At 52.6% G+C, this 15,595-nt stretch carries 20 protein-coding genes, 2 pseudogenes and 1 riboswitch; of the genes and pseudogenes, 15 read left to right on the forward strand and 7 right to left on the reverse strand.

The genetic code is table 11. From position 1 onward, the window contains the following. The first annotated feature begins 87 nt into the window (after nt 1–87). The gene (locus ACSZO4_RS20155) at nt 88–489 is read left to right on the forward strand and encodes an ankyrin repeat domain-containing protein (RefSeq protein ID WP_437890879.1); all 402 of its coding nucleotides are present in this window, start codon (nt 88–90) and stop codon (nt 487–489) included. Between the two features lie 112 nt (nt 490–601). Then, nucleotides 602–808: pseudogene (locus tag ACSZO4_RS20160) on the forward strand (RHS repeat-associated core domain-containing protein); the annotation flags it as partial. A gap of 19 nt (nt 809–827) precedes the next feature. Here the strand turns inward: ACSZO4_RS20160 and yvcK are convergent. Then, complete coding sequence (yvcK, locus tag ACSZO4_RS20165; protein ID WP_437890862.1) at nt 828–1,736, reverse strand: uridine diphosphate-N-acetylglucosamine-binding protein YvcK; 909 nt, start codon at nt 1,734–1,736, stop codon at nt 828–830. Between the two features lie 228 nt (nt 1,737–1,964). Further along, nucleotides 1,965–2,107: riboswitch (molybdenum cofactor riboswitch) on the forward strand. Between yvcK and moaA the strand changes: the two genes are divergently transcribed. The 6 genes from moaA (at nt 2,095) to ACSZO4_RS20195 (ending at nt 5,576) form a co-directional block, all read left to right on the forward strand. Then, entirely contained in the window at nt 2,095–3,084 is a 990-nt protein-coding gene (gene moaA / locus ACSZO4_RS20170; RefSeq protein ID WP_437890863.1) for a GTP 3',8-cyclase MoaA, read from the forward strand. It overlaps the preceding riboswitch by 13 nt. A 21-nt stretch (nt 3,085–3,105) precedes the next feature. Beyond that, complete coding sequence (moaB, locus tag ACSZO4_RS20175; protein ID WP_437890864.1) at nt 3,106–3,618, forward strand: molybdenum cofactor biosynthesis protein B; 513 nt, start codon at nt 3,106–3,108, stop codon at nt 3,616–3,618. 3 nt (nt 3,619–3,621) lie between these two features. After that, nucleotides 3,622–4,107, forward strand: a complete 486-nt coding sequence (moaC, locus tag ACSZO4_RS20180; protein WP_437890865.1) for a cyclic pyranopterin monophosphate synthase MoaC — start codon at nt 3,622–3,624, stop codon at nt 4,105–4,107. Further along, nucleotides 4,100–4,345 carry a molybdopterin synthase sulfur carrier subunit gene (moaD, locus tag ACSZO4_RS20185; RefSeq protein WP_437890866.1) on the forward strand — a complete coding sequence of 82 codons (246 nt, stop codon included), beginning with the start codon at nt 4,100–4,102 and terminating at the stop codon, nt 4,343–4,345. Before moaC ends, moaD begins: the two co-directional genes overlap by 8 nt. A gap of 1 nt (nt 4,346) precedes the next feature. Continuing rightward, a complete protein-coding gene (moaE, locus tag ACSZO4_RS20190; RefSeq protein ID WP_437890867.1) occupies nt 4,347–4,799 on the forward strand; it encodes a molybdopterin synthase catalytic subunit MoaE in 453 nt (150 codons plus the stop codon). A 69-nt stretch (nt 4,800–4,868) separates the two neighbouring features. Continuing rightward, nucleotides 4,869–5,576 (forward strand): Bax inhibitor-1/YccA family protein, encoded by a 708-nt coding sequence (locus ACSZO4_RS20195; RefSeq protein WP_437890868.1) that lies wholly within the window; start codon nt 4,869–4,871, stop codon nt 5,574–5,576. 45 nt (nt 5,577–5,621) lie between these two features. On the opposite strand, the gene ACSZO4_RS20200 is transcribed toward ACSZO4_RS20195, so the two are convergent. The 3 genes from ACSZO4_RS20200 to ACSZO4_RS20210 are packed head-to-tail and all read right to left on the reverse strand — an operon-like array spanning nt 5,622 to nt 8,586. Beyond that, nucleotides 5,622–6,584: a lysylphosphatidylglycerol synthase domain-containing protein gene (locus ACSZO4_RS20200; RefSeq protein WP_437890869.1), complete on the reverse strand. Its 963-nt coding sequence runs from the start codon at nt 6,582–6,584 to the stop codon at nt 5,622–5,624. Further along, nucleotides 6,584–7,828, reverse strand: coding sequence for a cardiolipin synthase ClsB (gene clsB, locus ACSZO4_RS20205; protein WP_437890870.1), 1,245 nt, complete (start codon nt 7,826–7,828; stop codon nt 6,584–6,586). The genes ACSZO4_RS20200 and clsB overlap by 1 nt, the downstream gene beginning before the upstream one ends. Then, on the reverse strand, nt 7,825–8,586 hold the full coding sequence (locus ACSZO4_RS20210; protein ID WP_437890880.1) for an endonuclease/exonuclease/phosphatase family protein: 762 nt from the start codon (nt 8,584–8,586) through the stop codon (nt 7,825–7,827). The genes clsB and ACSZO4_RS20210 overlap by 4 nt, the downstream gene beginning before the upstream one ends. A 132-nt stretch (nt 8,587–8,718) precedes the next feature. Between ACSZO4_RS20210 and ACSZO4_RS20215 the strand changes: the two genes are divergently transcribed. Further along, nucleotides 8,719–9,129 carry a YbhQ family protein gene (locus tag ACSZO4_RS20215; RefSeq protein WP_437890871.1) on the forward strand — a complete coding sequence of 137 codons (411 nt, stop codon included), beginning with the start codon at nt 8,719–8,721 and terminating at the stop codon, nt 9,127–9,129. Here ACSZO4_RS20215 and ACSZO4_RS20220 read toward each other — a convergent pair. From ACSZO4_RS20220 to ACSZO4_RS20230, 3 genes and pseudogenes are all read right to left on the reverse strand, one after another. Beyond that, nucleotides 9,091–10,197 (reverse strand): ABC transporter permease, encoded by a 1,107-nt coding sequence (locus ACSZO4_RS20220; protein ID WP_437890872.1) that lies wholly within the window; start codon nt 10,195–10,197, stop codon nt 9,091–9,093. The genes ACSZO4_RS20215 and ACSZO4_RS20220 overlap by 39 nt on opposite strands. A 10-nt stretch (nt 10,198–10,207) precedes the next feature. Next, a pseudogene (locus tag ACSZO4_RS20225) lies at nt 10,208–10,471 on the reverse strand (ABC transporter permease); the annotation flags it as partial. A gap of 197 nt (nt 10,472–10,668) precedes the next feature. Next, nucleotides 10,669–11,427: an XRE family transcriptional regulator gene (locus ACSZO4_RS20230; RefSeq protein ID WP_437890873.1), complete on the reverse strand. Its 759-nt coding sequence runs from the start codon at nt 11,425–11,427 to the stop codon at nt 10,669–10,671. A 134-nt stretch (nt 11,428–11,561) separates the two neighbouring features. Between ACSZO4_RS20230 and ACSZO4_RS20235 the strand changes: the two genes are divergently transcribed. The 6 genes from ACSZO4_RS20235 (at nt 11,562) to ACSZO4_RS20260 (ending at nt 15,586) form a co-directional block, all read left to right on the forward strand. Continuing rightward, nucleotides 11,562–11,819, forward strand: coding sequence for a helix-turn-helix domain-containing protein (locus ACSZO4_RS20235; RefSeq protein ID WP_437890874.1), 258 nt, complete (start codon nt 11,562–11,564; stop codon nt 11,817–11,819). Nucleotides 11,820–12,144: 325 nt separating this feature from the next. Further along, nucleotides 12,145–12,846: a baseplate J/gp47 family protein gene (locus ACSZO4_RS20240; RefSeq protein ID WP_437890881.1), complete on the forward strand. Its 702-nt coding sequence runs from the start codon at nt 12,145–12,147 to the stop codon at nt 12,844–12,846. Then, the gene (locus tag ACSZO4_RS20245) at nt 12,843–13,496 is read left to right on the forward strand and encodes a YmfQ family protein (RefSeq protein ID WP_437890875.1); all 654 of its coding nucleotides are present in this window, start codon (nt 12,843–12,845) and stop codon (nt 13,494–13,496) included. Before ACSZO4_RS20240 ends, ACSZO4_RS20245 begins: the two co-directional genes overlap by 4 nt. A gap of 11 nt (nt 13,497–13,507) precedes the next feature. Continuing rightward, nucleotides 13,508–14,251, forward strand: a complete 744-nt coding sequence (locus ACSZO4_RS20250; protein WP_437890876.1) for a phage tail protein — start codon at nt 13,508–13,510, stop codon at nt 14,249–14,251. Then, a complete protein-coding gene (locus ACSZO4_RS20255) occupies nt 14,251–14,883 on the forward strand; it encodes a tail fiber assembly protein (protein WP_437890877.1) in 633 nt (210 codons plus the stop codon). The genes ACSZO4_RS20250 and ACSZO4_RS20255 overlap by 1 nt, the downstream gene beginning before the upstream one ends. After that, complete coding sequence (locus tag ACSZO4_RS20260; RefSeq protein ID WP_437890878.1) at nt 14,876–15,586, forward strand: hypothetical protein; 711 nt, start codon at nt 14,876–14,878, stop codon at nt 15,584–15,586. Before ACSZO4_RS20255 ends, ACSZO4_RS20260 begins: the two co-directional genes overlap by 8 nt. Nucleotides 15,587–15,595: the final 9 nt, after the last annotated feature.

Below are 15,595 nucleotides of genomic sequence, written 5' to 3' on the forward strand. Positions count from 1 at the left end.
ATACAGCTCAGCTAAGGTAAGGCTAATACAGATAAGGACTCCACTGAACCCCACCGATTAAATCGCACCTTCCCTAATACTGAAGCAATTTATTTCTTAGTTGATGTGGCAAAAACGGATGTAAATGGAGTTACAGGCGATTACCAGGAAACACCATTAATGATTGCTGCCTACTATGGTACAATAAAACATCAGCAAATAGCTGGCTTTTTAATTCGCCATGGTGCCAATGTTAATGCAACATCACCAGTTTATATTAATTCAGCATTAATTACTGCCATCTGGAAAAATAACGTCGAATTTGCGAGGTTTCTACTTAAAAATGGCGCTGATCCTTCAGTATCAGGTTTTGGTAGAAAAGAAAGTTATGCCTGTAAATATGCAATAAGAAAAGGGAGGCCCAAAATTATTCCCTATATTCCTGATTGTTGTTCCCTGGTAGAAAAGAATTCGCGATGGATACGAGATGTTGGATATTATTGTCCATAAAAAATTTTATCCATCATACCCCCTTTTTTTTTGGTCTGTTGCCAGGAGTGTTATACCTTTACTCCGTACAAAAACCGCCACCACGGAACGGGAAAAAGCGGCGCGTCGCACGCTGGCGCTGGTCAACGCAGAGGGAGAAGTTGACTGGTCGGCAGAGTACGATGCCTGGGGCAATCTTCTGAATGAAGATAACCCGCATAATCTGCAACAGGTCATTCGCCTGCCAGGCCAGCAGTACGATAAAGAAAGCGGGTTGTACTATAACCGTCATCGCTACTATGATCCGCAGCAGGGACGGTATATCACTCAGGATCCAATTTTATTCGACCCGCATTACGCTAGCCGAGGGTCTGTACCGCTTTTTCCAGCGCCATGCGCAGCAGATGACGATCGTGGCGATAGGGGATGTCGCTGGCCTCCAGCACCTCCTGAATAACCACCCGATCCGTTATTGCAGAAACATCCACTTTAGGGCCCACCACCACGGCATCAATAATCGGCTTGCCAACGTACTGCTCCATAATGTTGAGCTTGTCTTTCAGCGTCAGGCTGGCGGCGGCTACGCTTAACTCTTTGCCCAGATTACCGATATAGACCATCGGGGCCGGGGTGCGTCTGAGAGCCTGGGAAAGATCTTCAAGCAGCAGCAGCGGCAGCAGGCTGGTGTAAAAACTGCCGGGGCCAAGCAAAATTAAATCCGCCTGCGCGATGGCCTGAATCGCTTCCCGCGTCGCATGCACTTTAGGGTACAGCATCAGCTCCTGCACCGGGGACTGAAGCTGGTCAATATTGACCTCGCCGTAGACTAAATGGCCTTCGCTGTCCGTCGCCATTAAATCCACCGGTTGCTCAGACATTGGGATCAGGAAAGCATCCACTTTTAATAAATTGCGAATAATATTGATCGCTTCCAGAGGCCGCACGCTGAGGTGATCCAGGGCCTTTAACATCAGATTTCCGAGGTTATGTCCGGAAAGTTCGCCGTTACCGCTAAAACGGTACTCAAACATGGCCGAAGCTATGCTCGGTTCGGCAATGAGTTGGTTTAAACAGTTGCGCATATCACCCCAGGCAATGCCGCCTTCCGAGCGGCGAATTCGCCCGGTGGATCCGCCGTTATCGGTGGTGGTAACAATGCCGGTTAACCTTGAACCCAGTGACGACAGTGATGACATCACACGGCCCAGACCGTGCCCGCCGCCGAGTGCGACCACCCGGTCAAGATCGGCAAGAGTGCGATTACGCATAGAAATCCTCGAAATAAAATTACCCTGTTACGTTAGCGTAAATACCACCAAAAGACGATGCCGTGGACGGTGGAAAATGACGCATATCAAAGCAAAAACGCGATTTTCACGTATTCTGTAACGAAAATGCATGATTAACTCGCTATATACAAGTTTATATAGCGATAATCGTGATGGCGAAAGGAAAAGGTTCGCGCTACTATCGCCATCACGCCATTCTGGCGTTGCATAGACATACACTCTAGCCTTTGTGCCTAAGTCGGAAGATATGGTGCTCTGGCCGTGGCGATACCTGAAGGTATCAGCCGCCAGGGTGCAGTGAGAAATGACTGCACCTCCCGAATCTGGAAAGGTGTACATGGCCACACAACTGACTGACACGTTCGCGCGTAAGTTTTATTACTTACGTCTGTCGATCACCGATGTGTGCAATTTTCGTTGCACATATTGCCTCCCGGATGGCTACAAGCCAGGCGGCGTCACCAATAAAGGATTTCTCAGCCTTGAGGAAATTCGCCGCGTTACGCGTGCGTTTTCTGCTATGGGCACCGAGAAAGTCCGGCTTACGGGTGGCGAGCCTTCGCTACGCCGCGATTTTACCGACATCATTGCCGCCGTGCGTGAAAACCAGGGGATCCGCCAGATAGCGGTGACCACCAATGGCTATCGCCTGGCGCGGGACGTCGCCAACTGGCGCGAAGCCGGGCTGACCGCACTGAACGTCAGCGTCGACAGTCTCGACGCCCGTCAGTTTCACGCCATTACCGGGCAGGATAAATTTCATCAGGTGATGGAAGGCATCGACGCCGCCTTTGCTGCCGGTTTTTCGAAGGTCAAAGTCAACACCGTGCTGATGCGTGATGTTAACCATCACCAGCTCGACACCTTTCTTCAGTGGATCCAACCGCGCCGCATTCAACTGCGTTTTATCGAACTGATGGAGACAGGTGAGGGGAGTGAACTGTTTCGCAAACATCACTTGTCCGGCGCGGTGCTGCGTGACGCACTGCTCAGGCGCGGCTGGATCCGTCAGCTGAGCCAGCGCAGCGATGGCCCGGCGCAGGTGTTCTGCCACCCGGATTATGCCGGAGAAATCGGCCTTATCATGCCCTATGAAAAAGACTTTTGTGCCAGTTGCAACCGTCTGCGGGTCTCATCCACGGGCAAGCTGCACCTGTGTCTGTTCGGTGACGGCGGCGTGAATCTGCGGGATCTGTTGCAGGATGACAGACAGCAGACAGCGCTGGAAACGCGGATAAGATCGGCGCTTGAGCACAAAAAACAGACCCATTTTCTGCATCAGGGCAATACCGGTATTACGCAAAACCTTTCTTACATTGGCGGTTAAAAGGTCATAAGGAGATATTGAATGAGTCAGGTCAGCGCCGAGTTTGTAGCAACCCGTATCGCTATTCTTACCGTATCCAGTCGTCGTGGCGAAGAAGATGACACCGCCGGTCACTGGCTGCGCGATGCCGCCCAGCAGGAGGGGCATCATGTGGTCGCCAAAGCGATAGTTAAAGAGAACCGCTACGCCATTCGCGCCCAGGTGTCGGCGTGGATAGCCAGCGACGATGTGCAGGTGGTGCTGGTTAACGGCGGCACGGGGTTTACCGAGGGTGACCAGGCCCCCGAGGCCTTACAGCCCCTGTTCGATCGCGAAATCGACGGTTTTGGCGAAGTGTTCCGTATGCTCTCTTTCGAAGAGATTGGCACCTCGACGCTCCAGTCCCGCGCTGTTGCGGGGATCGCCAATAAGACGTTGATTTTCGCCATGCCGGGTTCGCCAAAAGCCTGCCGAACGGCATGGGAAAATATCATTGCCCCACAGCTGGATGCCCGTACGCGTCCCTGTAATTTCCACTCCCATATTAAGCCCTGAACCATGACGCAACTGACGCACATTAACGCCGCAGGCGAAGCGCATATGGTGGATGTTTCCGCCAAAACGGAAACCGTACGCGAAGCGCGTGCGGAAGCCTTTGTCACCATGCTCCCGCAAACCCTGGCGATGATTATCGATGGCAGCCATCACAAAGGTGATGTCTTTGCCACCGCCCGTATCGCCGGGATCCAGGCGGCGAAGCGTACCTGGGAGTTGATCCCGCTCTGCCACCCTTTACTGCTCAGCAAAGTGGAAGTGCAGCTGGCTGCAGAGCCTGAGCATCATCGGGTTCGTATTGAGTCAGTCTGTCGTCTGAGCGGTAAAACGGGGGTGGAGATGGAAGCATTAACTGCCGCCTCCGTTGCGGCGCTGACCATTTATGACATGTGTAAAGCGGTGCAGAAGGATATGGTTATTGGCCCGGTTCGCCTGCTGGCAAAAAGCGGCGGCAAATCCGGTGATTTCAAGGTAGAGAGCGATGATTAACATACTTTTTTTTGCCCAGGTGCGCGAGCTGACCGGTTGCGATCGTCTGACGCTGGAAAGCGCCTTCTCCACGGTTGAAGCCATTCGCCATCATCTGGCTGCGCGCAGCGATCGCTGGGCGCTGGCGCTGGAAGAGGGCAAGCTACTGGCCGCCGTCAATCAAACGCTGGTCAGCTTCGACCACCCGGTGAGCGAGGGTGATGAAGTTGCCTTCTTCCCGCCGGTAACCGGAGGCTGAGATGACACTGACGCGAATTTTGGTCGATCCGGCCCCTTTTAATGTCGGCGATGAATATCACTGGCTGGCTGAGCGGGATGAAGACGGCGCAGTGGTGACCTTCACCGGCAAAGTGCGTAACCACAACCTGGGCGATAGCGTGAGTGCCCTGACCCTGGAGCATTATCCGGGAATGACCGAAAAGTCCCTCAGCGCCATTGTCGATGAGGCCCGCAGTCGCTGGCCGCTCGGGCGGGTAACCGTTATCCACCGCGTTGGCGAGCTGTGGCCCGGAGACGACATTGTGTTTGTCGGGGTCACCAGTGCCCACCGCAGCAGCGCCTTTGACGCCGGGCAGTTTATTATGGACCACCTGAAGACCCGCGCGCCCTTCTGGAAGCGTGAAGCCACTGAGCAGGGTGAGCGCTGGGTGGAAGCCCGCGACAGCGATAAGCAGGCCGCCCAACGTTGGTAACGTTTCACTCCTGTTAACTCTGGATGTGTTAGGCTTAAAGCCTGTTATCCCATTAATCAGGAGCGATTTATGGACCGATTTCCGCGATCCGATTCTATAGTTTCCCCGGCCCGTACGGGCCTGCAAACCTATATGGCACAGGTTTATGGCTGGATGACCTGCGGCCTGTTGTTGACGGCTTTTGTTGCCGGGTATGCCGCCAGTAGCGAAGCCATCATGGCGCTGATTTTCTCCAGTCAGATTACCTTTATTGGCCTGATTGTTGTCCAGTTGGGGCTGGTGTTTGTCCTCTCGGGGATGATTCAACGCCTCAGCGCGGGCGTGGCCACCGCGCTGTTTATGCTCTATTCCGCGCTCACCGGACTGACGCTTTCCAGCATTTTGTTGGTCTACACCGGCGAGTCTATTGCCGCGACCTTTGTGGTGACTGCCGGGATGTTTGGCGCCATGAGCCTGTATGGCTACACCACTAAACGCGATCTCAGCGGCTTTGGCAGCATGCTGTTTATGGGACTGATTGGTATTCTGCTGGCGTCACTGGTTAATATCTGGCTGAAAAGCGAGGCGATGATGTGGGTGGTCACCTATATCGGGGTAATTGTTTTCGTCGGGCTGACGGCTTACGACACCCAGAAGCTGAAGAATATCGGCACCCAGATTGATGTGAACGACAAATCCACGCTGCGCAAATATTCGATTTTAGGCGCGCTGACCCTGTATCTCGACTTTATCAACCTGTTCCTGATGTTGCTGCGTATTTTCGGCAACCGCCGCTAATTGCACGCCTGCCGGATGGCGCTTACGCCGCCATCCGGTTCTTTCTCACTTCGCCAGCGCCTTTTCGTTTTTCGCCCGCAGTTTCTTCGCCCGGCTTTCAAGCAGCAGGTACGCAATCAGCGCCAGCAGCAGTGGAATAAAATAATAGAGCACGCGATACGCCAGCAGGGCGGCGATAATAGCTCCCTGCGAGACCTGTTCCCCGGCCAGCAAAGCGATAAACACCCCTTCCAGTACCCCAATCCCCGCCGGAATATGCACAATCACCCCGGCGATACTGCTGACCAGCAACACGCCCAGCACAAAGAAAAAGTTAACCTGCTGGCCCATCAACAGCCAGATTATGGCTCCCATGACTATCCAGTTGACGCTGGAAATCGCCATCTGAGAGAGCGCGAACCTCCATGACGGGATCACCAGCTTCTGCCCTTTGATGGTGAAATAGCGGCGTCTGGCGGATCCACAGGCCCACAAATAGAACGCGATAAACAGCAGCAGCACCACGCCCACAATGCGTAACGTGGTGGCGCTGATATACCAGTGGGCCGGGATCGTCACCACACCAAAGGTAAAGAGGATGCCGCCGAGCAGAATATAGCCCAGCCAGTTGGTGGTGAGGCTCAGTGAAAAAATGCGGGTAATGGTGCTGCCCGGCAGGCCCAGGCGTGAATAGAGCCGATAGCGCATCCCAATGCCGCCCACCCAGGTACTGAGGGTCAGATTAAAGGCATAACAGATAAAGGAGACCAGCATGACCTGGCGTTTTGCCAGCTTATGCCCGCAATAGATTCGGCCCAGCAGATCATAGCAGCCATACAGTAGGTAGCTTACTATCACCAGCGCGACGGCGCTGAACAGGGCGGTGCGGTCATAGCCACGAATGACCTTCCACACCTCGTGCCAGTCGATTTTTTGCGCGTAAAGCACCAGCAGCACCGCCACCGCAATAAAAAAGATCCCGCTGAGGATTTTTTTCGCCAGCCGCCAGCGCGGATGTGACTTAGCCATCAGGGCTTCACCTGCGAATTCTCAGTGGGGATACGATCCTGGGCCGCAATTTCCGGCGGCGCCGGAGGGTTCATTTGTGCCAGATTCGGCGTATGGGCGGGCAGCCAGCCAACCATCGCCGGGAAATGGCGCAGGAAATGGAACACCACCACCCCTTTTGCCAGATTCCACCATGTGCGCTTAGGGGCCATCGACTCGTCCACACGCTGACAATCCCGGGCAATAATGCCATGGAGATTATCCCTCAGCGTCTGGTTGAAATCGCGATCGTGGATGATCAGATTGGCTTCAAGATTGAGGGATAAGCTTAAGGGATCGAGATTGCTGGAGCCCACGGTCGCCCAGTGGTCATCCATTAGCGCCACCTTGCCGTGCAGCGGACGGCGGCGGTATTCGTAAACCTGTACGCCGCTTTTAAGCAGGTAGTTGTAGAGCAGCTCGGCCCCCACTTTAACAATCGGCATATCCGGTTCGCCCTGGACCACCAGTTTGACGCTTACTCCCCGACGCGCCGCATTTCTCATGGCGTGCAGCAGACGATAGCCGGGGAAGAAATAGGCATTGGCGATAATCACCTCGCGTTTGGCCTGGGTGAGCATTTTCAGGTAGTGGCGCTCGATATCATCACGATGACTGTCGTTATCGCGCCAGACAAACAGTGCCTGAGCTTCCCCTGGCCGACGGTTGTCTTCCGCCCGGTGGTGTCTGCGCTGCCACCAGCGTCGGGCCGGAGTTTGCTGGGGCAAATTAGCCAGCTCGAATTGCAGAATATCCTCTACGATCGGCCCTTCCACACGCACCGCATAGTCCTGCTTGGCTTCTGGCCCGTAGCTGGTGACATGCTCGGCGGAATAATTAATGCCGCCGACAAAGGCGACGCTGTTATCAATGACCACAATTTTGCGGTGCATCCGGCGAAAGAGGTTGGTACGCATGCCGAACAGCCGTGGGCGCGGATCGTAGTAGCGGAACACCACACCTGCGTCGGTGAGCGCATTAATAAAGGTTTCGCTAAGGTCCGCCGAGCCGTAGCCATCGAGTAATACCTCAATGCTGATGCCGCGGCGGGCGGCATTTAGCAGCACGTGGTGCAGTGCGCGACCCACTTCATCTTCAAACCAGATAAAGGTCTCAAGGATAACCTTCTGTTTTGCCTGCCCGATCGCCTCAAAGACCGCCGGATAGTAGTTTTCACCGTTTTCCAGCAGCTGGATCCGGTTCCCTTCGCGCCAGTGGCACTTCATAAGTGGATCTCCGCACTTAATGGGGCGTGATCGGAAAGGTGTCGCCAGTTACCTAAAGGCAGCGCAGTAGGCGCACTGACCTGGGCATTTTTCACATAGATGCGATCCAGACGCAGGAGCGGCAGAGCGGCCGGAAAGGTCCGCGCCGGGCGGCCGTGGGCTCGGGTAAAGATTTCATCCAGCCCCGCCTGGACTTTCAGCGGCTGGCTGGCCCGTTGCCGCCAGTCGTTAAAATCACCCGCGACAATCACCGGCTCGTTCTCCGGCAGGGTGTTGACCCACTGCGCCAGCATGGTGAGCTGGGCGTGACGGTGCGCTTCACGCAAACCCAAATGCACGCAAATCACATGCAGCGGATGGTTGATTTCCGGCGGGACGATACGACAGTAGAGCAGACCTCGTTTTTCGCTGCCGCCAACGGAGACATCGCGGTTTTCAAAATACTCAATCGGAAAGCGCGGTAAGACTGCATTGCCATGGTGACCTTCGGGATAGACCGCATTACGTCCGTAGGCGTAGTCGCTCCACATGGTGTCGGCGAGGAATTCGTAATGGGGAGTATCCGGCCAGTTCTCCACGTGTAGTGGATGGACCTGATGTGCGCCCATCACTTCCTGCAGGCAGACAATATCTGCGCTCACCGTACGCACGGCTTCGCGCAGTTCCGGCAAAATGAAGCGCCGGTTAAATGTCGTGAAGCCCTTGTGAGTGTTTATGGTGAGCACTTTTAATGAAAATTGCCGGGTATGTTGGGTCATCATTCTCCTGCCAGCGTCACTATCCTGATGAAAATAAATTGTAGTATCTGTCACAAAAAGATGCGGGCTTACGGAATTTTCTGTAAATATCAGTACTCTCAGTTCAGTTAAACATTCTTCAGGAGATAAGCCATGAAGTGGCAACAACGTGTTCGTGTCGCGACCGGTCTGAGTTGCTGGCAGATTATGTTGCATTTGCTGGTTGTGGCAGTTCTGGTGACGGCCTGGCTGAACGGCGCGATGGTGCACGTAGGGCTTGGGCTGTGCGTGGTCTACGCAGTGACCGTGCTGTCGATGCTGTTTTTGCAGCGCCACCACGAGGAGCGCTGGCGTGATATTGGCGATTTTCTTGAGGAGTTGACCACCACCTGGTATTTCGGCGTCGCGATGATCGTGCTCTGGCTGCTCTCCAGGGTGATGCACAACAACCTGCTGCTGGCGCTTGCCGGGCTGGTTATCCTTGCCGGCCCGGCGCTGGTTTCGCTGCTGGCGAAAGAGAAAAAACTACGCAATTTTGCGTCGAAACATGGCGTACGCCGCTGATCCTGTCGTGGCCGTTATCACCAGTAACGGCCACAAACTTCCCCAGACAATCCCGAAACTCGCATCCTTCAGATAGATCTGCTTGGTGATATCCGTAAAGTGACGGATCGGGTTAATCCACGTCAGATCCTGCAACCACACCGGCATATTCTCGACCGGGGAGACATACCCTGAGAGCAGGATAGCGGGCATCATAAAGACAAATACGCCAATAAACGCCTGCTGCTGGGTGGAACACAGTGACGAGATAAGCAGGCCAAAGCCGACCAGCGACAGCCCGTAAATCAGCATCGTGAAATAGAACAGCAACAGAGAACCGGCGAAGGGGATTTTGTAAGCGAGAATGCCCACCGAGAGCACAATGGTGGCCTGGAAAGTGGCGACTACCAGCGCGGGCACGGCTTTGCCGACGAAAATTTGCCAGGTGGCCAGCGGGGAGACCAGCAACTGATCGAGGGTACCCTGTTCGCGTTCTCTCGCAACGGAAAGCGAGGTCACAATCATCACCCCGATGGTGGTTATCATGGCGATAAGCGACGGCACCACAAACCATTTGTAATCGAGGTTCGGGTTATACCAGTTGCGGATAACCAGTTCGCTGTTGTTCGGTTTCGCTTTTCCGGTCATCAACTCCTGCTGGTAATCTTTGACCACCTCCTGAAGATAGTTGGCGGCAATCTGCGCGCTGTTCGAGTTACGTCCGTCGAGAATCAGTTGCATCGGCGCTGGCGTAAAGCCGTCGAGCTTGCGGGAAAAATCAGCCGGGAAGCGTACCAGCAGCACCGCTTTTTGTTCATCAATGGTCGGGCGGATTTCCTGCGGGCTGTGCAGTAACAACACATGGGTAAAGGCTTTGGCGCGGGCGAAGCGCTGGGTAAGCTCTGAGGCATGTTTGCCGTTATCTTCGTTGTAGATGGCAATGGTGGCGTTGGTCACCTCAAGCGTCGCGGCAAAGGGGAACAGCAGCACCTGGATAAGCACCGGCAGAATTAAAATGGCGCGGGTCTGGGGTTCGCGCAGCAGCGATTGCAGCTCTTTACGAATCAATGTCCATAAGCGATGAAACATGGTGTTCTCCCTAATCCAGCCGACGTTTGGTTTTAAGCCAGGTCAGGCCAATAAACATCACCGCCGAGCCGAGTAAAAACAGCACATTCACCAGCAGCACCACCGGAATATTCCCCGCCAGAAACAGGCTTTGCAGGGTGTTCACAAAATAGCGCGCCGGAATGATATAAGTCACCGCCCGGATCACGGCCGGCATGCTGTCTATCTGGAAAATAAACCCGGACAACATAACCGAAGGCAGAAAGGCGGCGTTAAGCGCGACCTGAGCGGCGTTTATGGGGAGGTGATCGTTTCTGCATAGTGAGATCGAGTCAGGAAAAATCGAGGGAAACCTTGAGCAGCAAGGGATGCGAGGCACGCCGCAGATTTTGCACGGCTCGCTGAAAAATGAAATTTTATGGTTAGTTTTGCAGTTTCTTTTGCACTATTTTGACAACAGCGTGATGACTATTAAACAGCTTTTAATGGTTTTTAAATAACCCTTCCATACCAAACAACTTTACCAACAACATCAAAGTCCGATGGTACGTTATGTAGGTCTATTGTGAATGGTTTATACGCAGGGTTTGTGCTGGTGATGTAAAGCTCTGCACCCGGTAAACGTTGAACTCGTTTAACAATCAGTTGGCCATCCAATCGAAGAACGTAAATCCCTTCTCTTGGTTCTCTGTCGCCATGATTGACTAGGATTATGTCCTTATCATTCAGAACGCCATCCATAGAATCACCGTGCACACTAATCACTGAAAGCTTTTTAGGATCAGCTTTGAGGTGATTTACAACCCAGTAACGACGGAACGATACGGTAAACATAGGTGTTTCGTCATCATTCCATTCCCCATAGCCTGCGGACGCAGCAACATTATAACGAGGCACGAAGATGAACTCTTCTAAGTCAACCTGGTTACCCTTCACATCACTGACCTCAGCTTTAAGTGCGGGTTTCGCGATATCAGTTCCTTCATTGCCAGTACCCACAGCAAGCCATTCAATGCTTACTCCAGCCGTTCTGGCCAAGACGACGAGGTTATCTAAGGTTGGCTGAGTTAGACCAGAGAAATACTTGTGCATAGCCCCATAACTGATGCCACATTCTGTAGCAAACTGCCTGATGCTTTTGTCGCCTATCACTTTCTTCAATCTCTCTCCGAAAGTGGTTCCTTTATGATTCACCACTAAAGGAACTATTTGCTCTTTCTCGCCCTTTGGATCCTTTCCTGTATAACTCATTGATTCCTCCCGTATAAACTCATTGCGTTGTTTAAGATTCAAATTAATCACAAAAGGAACCATATAAAACTTGTAATTTTCCTTTTAGTGATCAAAACTTGTATTACAGTGTCTAAGACAGATGAGTTATTACTATGTATAAACGAGTAGAATCTCAGAAAACCTCAACAAATGGAATCACTACTTGCGATTGGCACAGGGCTGACATCATCGCTGAGCTTCGTAAGAAAGGAACCACGCTGGCGAGTTTATCGAGAAATGCAGGGTTAAATGCTCGCACTCTAAACAACGCATTAGATCGTCGTTACCCAAAAGGCGAGCGCATCATTGCCTCTGCTATTGGCGTTGAACCGGCTGAAATCTGGCCGTCAAGATACGCCGGGGTGATGTGATGTGGTCATCAGTGTCTGAACTTGCAGGATGCGTTGGCATGCCAACCACTGAAAGGGGTTACTGCGTCGTGCTTACGATCTACTTACGGATATTGCGGTCGTGGTCTTTGCAGCTTGGTCAGGCTGGTGGGTTCTTGCGGCTGTCTACGGGCTGATGACTGTCATGAAGGCTGAGTTTTCCGCAAAGCAGGAAAAGAAACTCAGCGAACAGGCTACTCAGGGGTAACGTTGTGGCCAGAAAAAAGAAAGTCAGCCTCAGTAAAAAGGAGTTTGAATCCCAGCTTAACGAGCTGCCCTGTCTTACATCACCACCGCGCCAGTCACCCTGGATTCAGAAGGCAATGGCACTGTCGCGGCGAGTTTTTCAACTGCCGGCGTTGCGGGTAATACAACAGCCGTTGCATCAGGGACATTCACGTCCACACCTGTCGGTTTCGACAGCACCGTGATTATCAGCGCGATGTCCGGCGGCACTGACCAGGAGTCTGACGCGGAGCTGCTGGCGCGTTTACTGGATGTTATCCGCCGTGCCCCGGCTGGCGGGAACAAATATGACTATCGCCGCTGGGCAATGTCCGTTGATGGTGTGACGGCTGCATATGTCTATCCACTGCGTCGTGGTCTGGGCACGGTGGATGTCGTTATTACCTCAGCCAACGGCCTGCCGTCAGCGGAGATCATTGCCGCCACGCAGGCCTATATCGACGATGTGCGCCCCGTAACGGCAAAGAACTGTCTGGTTCTGGGTCCAACGTTCAAAACCGTCGATCTGGTTATTCAGGTTTCACTGGACGGCGTGACGCTGGACGCGGCTACAACGGAAATTACGGCAGCAGTGACGGAATACATTAATAAGTTACCTCCGGGGGATCCGTTTATTCGCTCCCAGGCTGAGATGTTGATCTCAGCCGTGACGGGTGTGGTAGACCGTGTGATTGTTTCCCCCGCCACAAACGTTGTCCCGGACGTTAGTGAAAGCGTTGTCGAATGGATCCGTGTCGGCACTATCGTGGTGTCGCACCTATGAGTACGAAAGCACTGCTTTCTCTGCTGCTGCCCCCGGTTGCCTATGACTCACAGCAACCACGGCTGGCAGCAGAACTGACGGCTGAAGGGAATGCGCTTGATGCGACCGGAGCCTCGGCCAGCAATGTTCTGAATGCTATCGCTCCCTTTTTTGCTAATGACCTGTTAACAGACTGGGAACGCGTATTGAACCTGACGCCGGGGGATGACGACGGATACCAGCAGCGTCTTGATCGTGTGTTGATAAAGCTGTCCGAAACCGGTGGGATCAGCATCCCGTACTTCATCACACTGGCCAGCAGGATTGGTTACACCATCACCATTGATGAGTTACAGCCATTCAGGGCGGGTGAAAACCGGTGCGGGGATACGATTTATATAGCCGACATCATTTTCACCTGGCGGGTGAATGTCTATGGACTGGATGTGCCTCTTTATTACTTCCGCGCGGGTACGTCAAGAACGGGCGAACGCCTGATGACGCTGGGTGACCAGATACTGGAATCCACGCTCAAAGAATTAAAACCTGCGCACACCTTTTGTTATTTCCTCTACGAATCAGAAATGACGTATCCGCTGTATCTGGACGGCTCCTTTGCGCTGGATGGCGGACAAGCCATGACGGGTTTTGTGGAAAAAGAAACTGACTAGCGGAGTACTTTATGCAAAGCCTGATGCCTCCGGTCGATGCACCTAACAATGAATTCAGTGACGGAAATCCGTCGGTAGGCACGCTCGGAACCATTGTCCGCGCGTTATTTTTGAATAACGTGCAGTCGGCCATTCGTTCTGTTCAGAGCGAAGTTTTATCCGTGCTGGCTGCTGCCGGAATTAACCCGGATGGAGACAGTAATAATCAGTTATTGCTGGCAATTAATAAGATTCTGGAAATATCGAATATTTCCGTTCCCCATGGCGTACCACTTCCCTGGCCAACAGCGACCCCGCCGACAGGTTATCTGATTTGTAATGGCGCATCGTTCAGCGCCCTGGTATATCCAAAATTAGCTGCTGTTTATACCACTGGTGTACTGCCTGACCTCAGAGGACAGACCATTAAAGGTCTGCCCTCATCCGGGCGCACTCTGCTGAGTCTGGAAGATGACGGGGTTAAATCGCATACCCACACAGCTTCGGCGACGGCAACGGACCTGGGGACAAAAGTCACCAGCGCCGACGGCGCTCACGATCACGGCTGGGGGCAACCTGTTCAGAAAGCCGGTGGTTCTGATAATAACGTGGGAACCACTGGGGGGACAACGCTTGGAAGAACATCAACCGACGGCCTACACACACATACGGTAGTTATGGGTTCTCACACGCATACCATCACCGTCAATGCATCCGGGAACACGGAAAACACCGTTAAAAACATGGCATTTAATTACATTGTGAGGGCTGCATAATGCACAGCGGTCAGGCTGTATTTGATGAAAATTTAATTGCTGTTCAGGCGGGGACAGTCCAGATTTTCAATTTTGATATTAAAACGCACGAATATCTTTCAACCGAAAATGAATATATTCCGGAAGGTGTTGGTATTCCAGCCTCCTCCTGCCTTGAAGCGCCTCCTGTTTATGATAATCATCAGACAGCTGTGCGCACTGATGATAATTCTGCCTGGGAAACTGTCGATGATTATCGTGGTGTGGTTGTCTACGACATTCTGACCCTGACTTCCCGTGTTATCAGTGAACTGGGTCCGCTTCCTGATACCGTAACAACGTCTCAGCCCATAACCTCCTTTGATAAATGGGATGGTTCAGTATGGGTCACCGACGTCGATGCACAACATGCTGACGACGTTGCGATCGCCGACAAACAAAAGTCCGAATTACTGGCCACTACTTCTGTTGAAATTTCAATCCTGCAGGACGCCGTGAATCTGGAAATGGCGACTGATGCTGAAAAATCCCGGCTGCTTTCCCTGCAGACCTACCGTGTACTTCTTAATCGCGTTAATACCGCTTTAGCGCCAGATATTGAGTGGCCGACAGTGACAATGCCATCGGCAGAAACGGAGACTGATAATGGCTAATTTACCTGAAAACCCAGCCTGGGAATCTGGTATTCATCAACTTGAAGAGGCTGACCGTGCTAAGGCCGGTGCCGGCGGTGTACTGAATGTTCAGGCCACTCAACTGGCTAACAGAACCCGATATTTGCGAGCGGCTATTGAGTCAGTTCCCGATTACCGGGAGTATACGTTTTATATTTCCCCAACTGACCCCGATGGGACTATTGCAGGGATCGCAGCAACATCGCCTGGACAGACATTCCGCGTTGCCCAGGGTTCGGACGATGATAATTCGTTTCTATACTACAAGAACAACTCCGGCGCTCCTTTGTTAGTCGCTCGTGCCATCGGCTCAGCAGCTATTGACCGGATGTTGCCCCAATATACACAGTTAAATAAGCTAGTAGCATTATTTGTTGATACTGATGGCAATGTTCCTGTGTTTCTCAATCAGGGATTACTGGATGCTGCTGGGCTATCCAGCAATCTTGTCGATTATATCTTTAACAACTCAGAGCTTTTTTCCGAAGTCCAGGCGTATGCAAGTAATTACGAATTGAGCCGTTATCTCGTTCCTTTGTTTGTTGATGCTGATGGCAATGTTCCAGTCTATTTAAATGAAGGTGACTTTGACGCTCTCCGTGTTGGACCGGACTTATTAAGGAAGGTGCGATTTAATCGGTGGGGTTCAGTGGAGTCCTTATCTGTATTAGCCTTACCTTAGCTGAGCTGT

The sequence above is a fragment of the Phytobacter sp. V91 genome (assembly GCF_965644225.1).
Taxonomy (GTDB): domain Bacteria; phylum Pseudomonadota; class Gammaproteobacteria; order Enterobacterales; family Enterobacteriaceae; genus CBFFRJ01.

Bases quoted from the DNA above. Each gene is read 5' to 3' on its own strand.
- yvcK (WP_437890862.1), bottom strand. From the start codon at position 1,736: ATGCGTAATCGCACTCTTGCCGATCTTGACCGGGTGGTCGCACTCGGC.
- moaA (WP_437890863.1), top strand. From the start codon at position 2,095: ATGGCCACACAACTGACTGACACGTTCGCGCGTAAGTTTTATTACTTA.
- moaB (WP_437890864.1), top strand. From the start codon at position 3,106: ATGAGTCAGGTCAGCGCCGAGTTTGTAGCAACCCGTATCGCTATTCTT.
- moaC (WP_437890865.1), top strand. From the start codon at position 3,622: ATGACGCAACTGACGCACATTAACGCCGCAGGCGAAGCGCATATGGTG.
- moaD (WP_437890866.1), top strand. From the start codon at position 4,100: ATGATTAACATACTTTTTTTTGCCCAGGTGCGCGAGCTGACCGGTTGC.
- moaE (WP_437890867.1), top strand. From the start codon at position 4,347: ATGACACTGACGCGAATTTTGGTCGATCCGGCCCCTTTTAATGTCGGC.
- ACSZO4_RS20195 (WP_437890868.1), top strand. From the start codon at position 4,869: ATGGACCGATTTCCGCGATCCGATTCTATAGTTTCCCCGGCCCGTACG.
- ACSZO4_RS20200 (WP_437890869.1), bottom strand. From the start codon at position 6,584: ATGGCTAAGTCACATCCGCGCTGGCGGCTGGCGAAAAAAATCCTCAGC.
- clsB (WP_437890870.1), bottom strand. From the start codon at position 7,828: ATGAAGTGCCACTGGCGCGAAGGGAACCGGATCCAGCTGCTGGAAAAC.
- ACSZO4_RS20210 (WP_437890880.1), bottom strand. From the start codon at position 8,586: ATGACCCAACATACCCGGCAATTTTCATTAAAAGTGCTCACCATAAAC.
- ACSZO4_RS20215 (WP_437890871.1), top strand. From the start codon at position 8,719: ATGAAGTGGCAACAACGTGTTCGTGTCGCGACCGGTCTGAGTTGCTGG.
- ACSZO4_RS20220 (WP_437890872.1), bottom strand. From the start codon at position 10,197: ATGTTTCATCGCTTATGGACATTGATTCGTAAAGAGCTGCAATCGCTG.
- ACSZO4_RS20230 (WP_437890873.1), bottom strand. From the start codon at position 11,427: ATGAGTTATACAGGAAAGGATCCAAAGGGCGAGAAAGAGCAAATAGTT.
- ACSZO4_RS20235 (WP_437890874.1), top strand. From the start codon at position 11,562: ATGTATAAACGAGTAGAATCTCAGAAAACCTCAACAAATGGAATCACT.
- ACSZO4_RS20245 (WP_437890875.1), top strand. From the start codon at position 12,843: ATGAGTACGAAAGCACTGCTTTCTCTGCTGCTGCCCCCGGTTGCCTAT.
- ACSZO4_RS20250 (WP_437890876.1), top strand. From the start codon at position 13,508: ATGCAAAGCCTGATGCCTCCGGTCGATGCACCTAACAATGAATTCAGT.
- ACSZO4_RS20255 (WP_437890877.1), top strand. From the start codon at position 14,251: ATGCACAGCGGTCAGGCTGTATTTGATGAAAATTTAATTGCTGTTCAG.
- ACSZO4_RS20260 (WP_437890878.1), top strand. From the start codon at position 14,876: ATGGCTAATTTACCTGAAAACCCAGCCTGGGAATCTGGTATTCATCAA.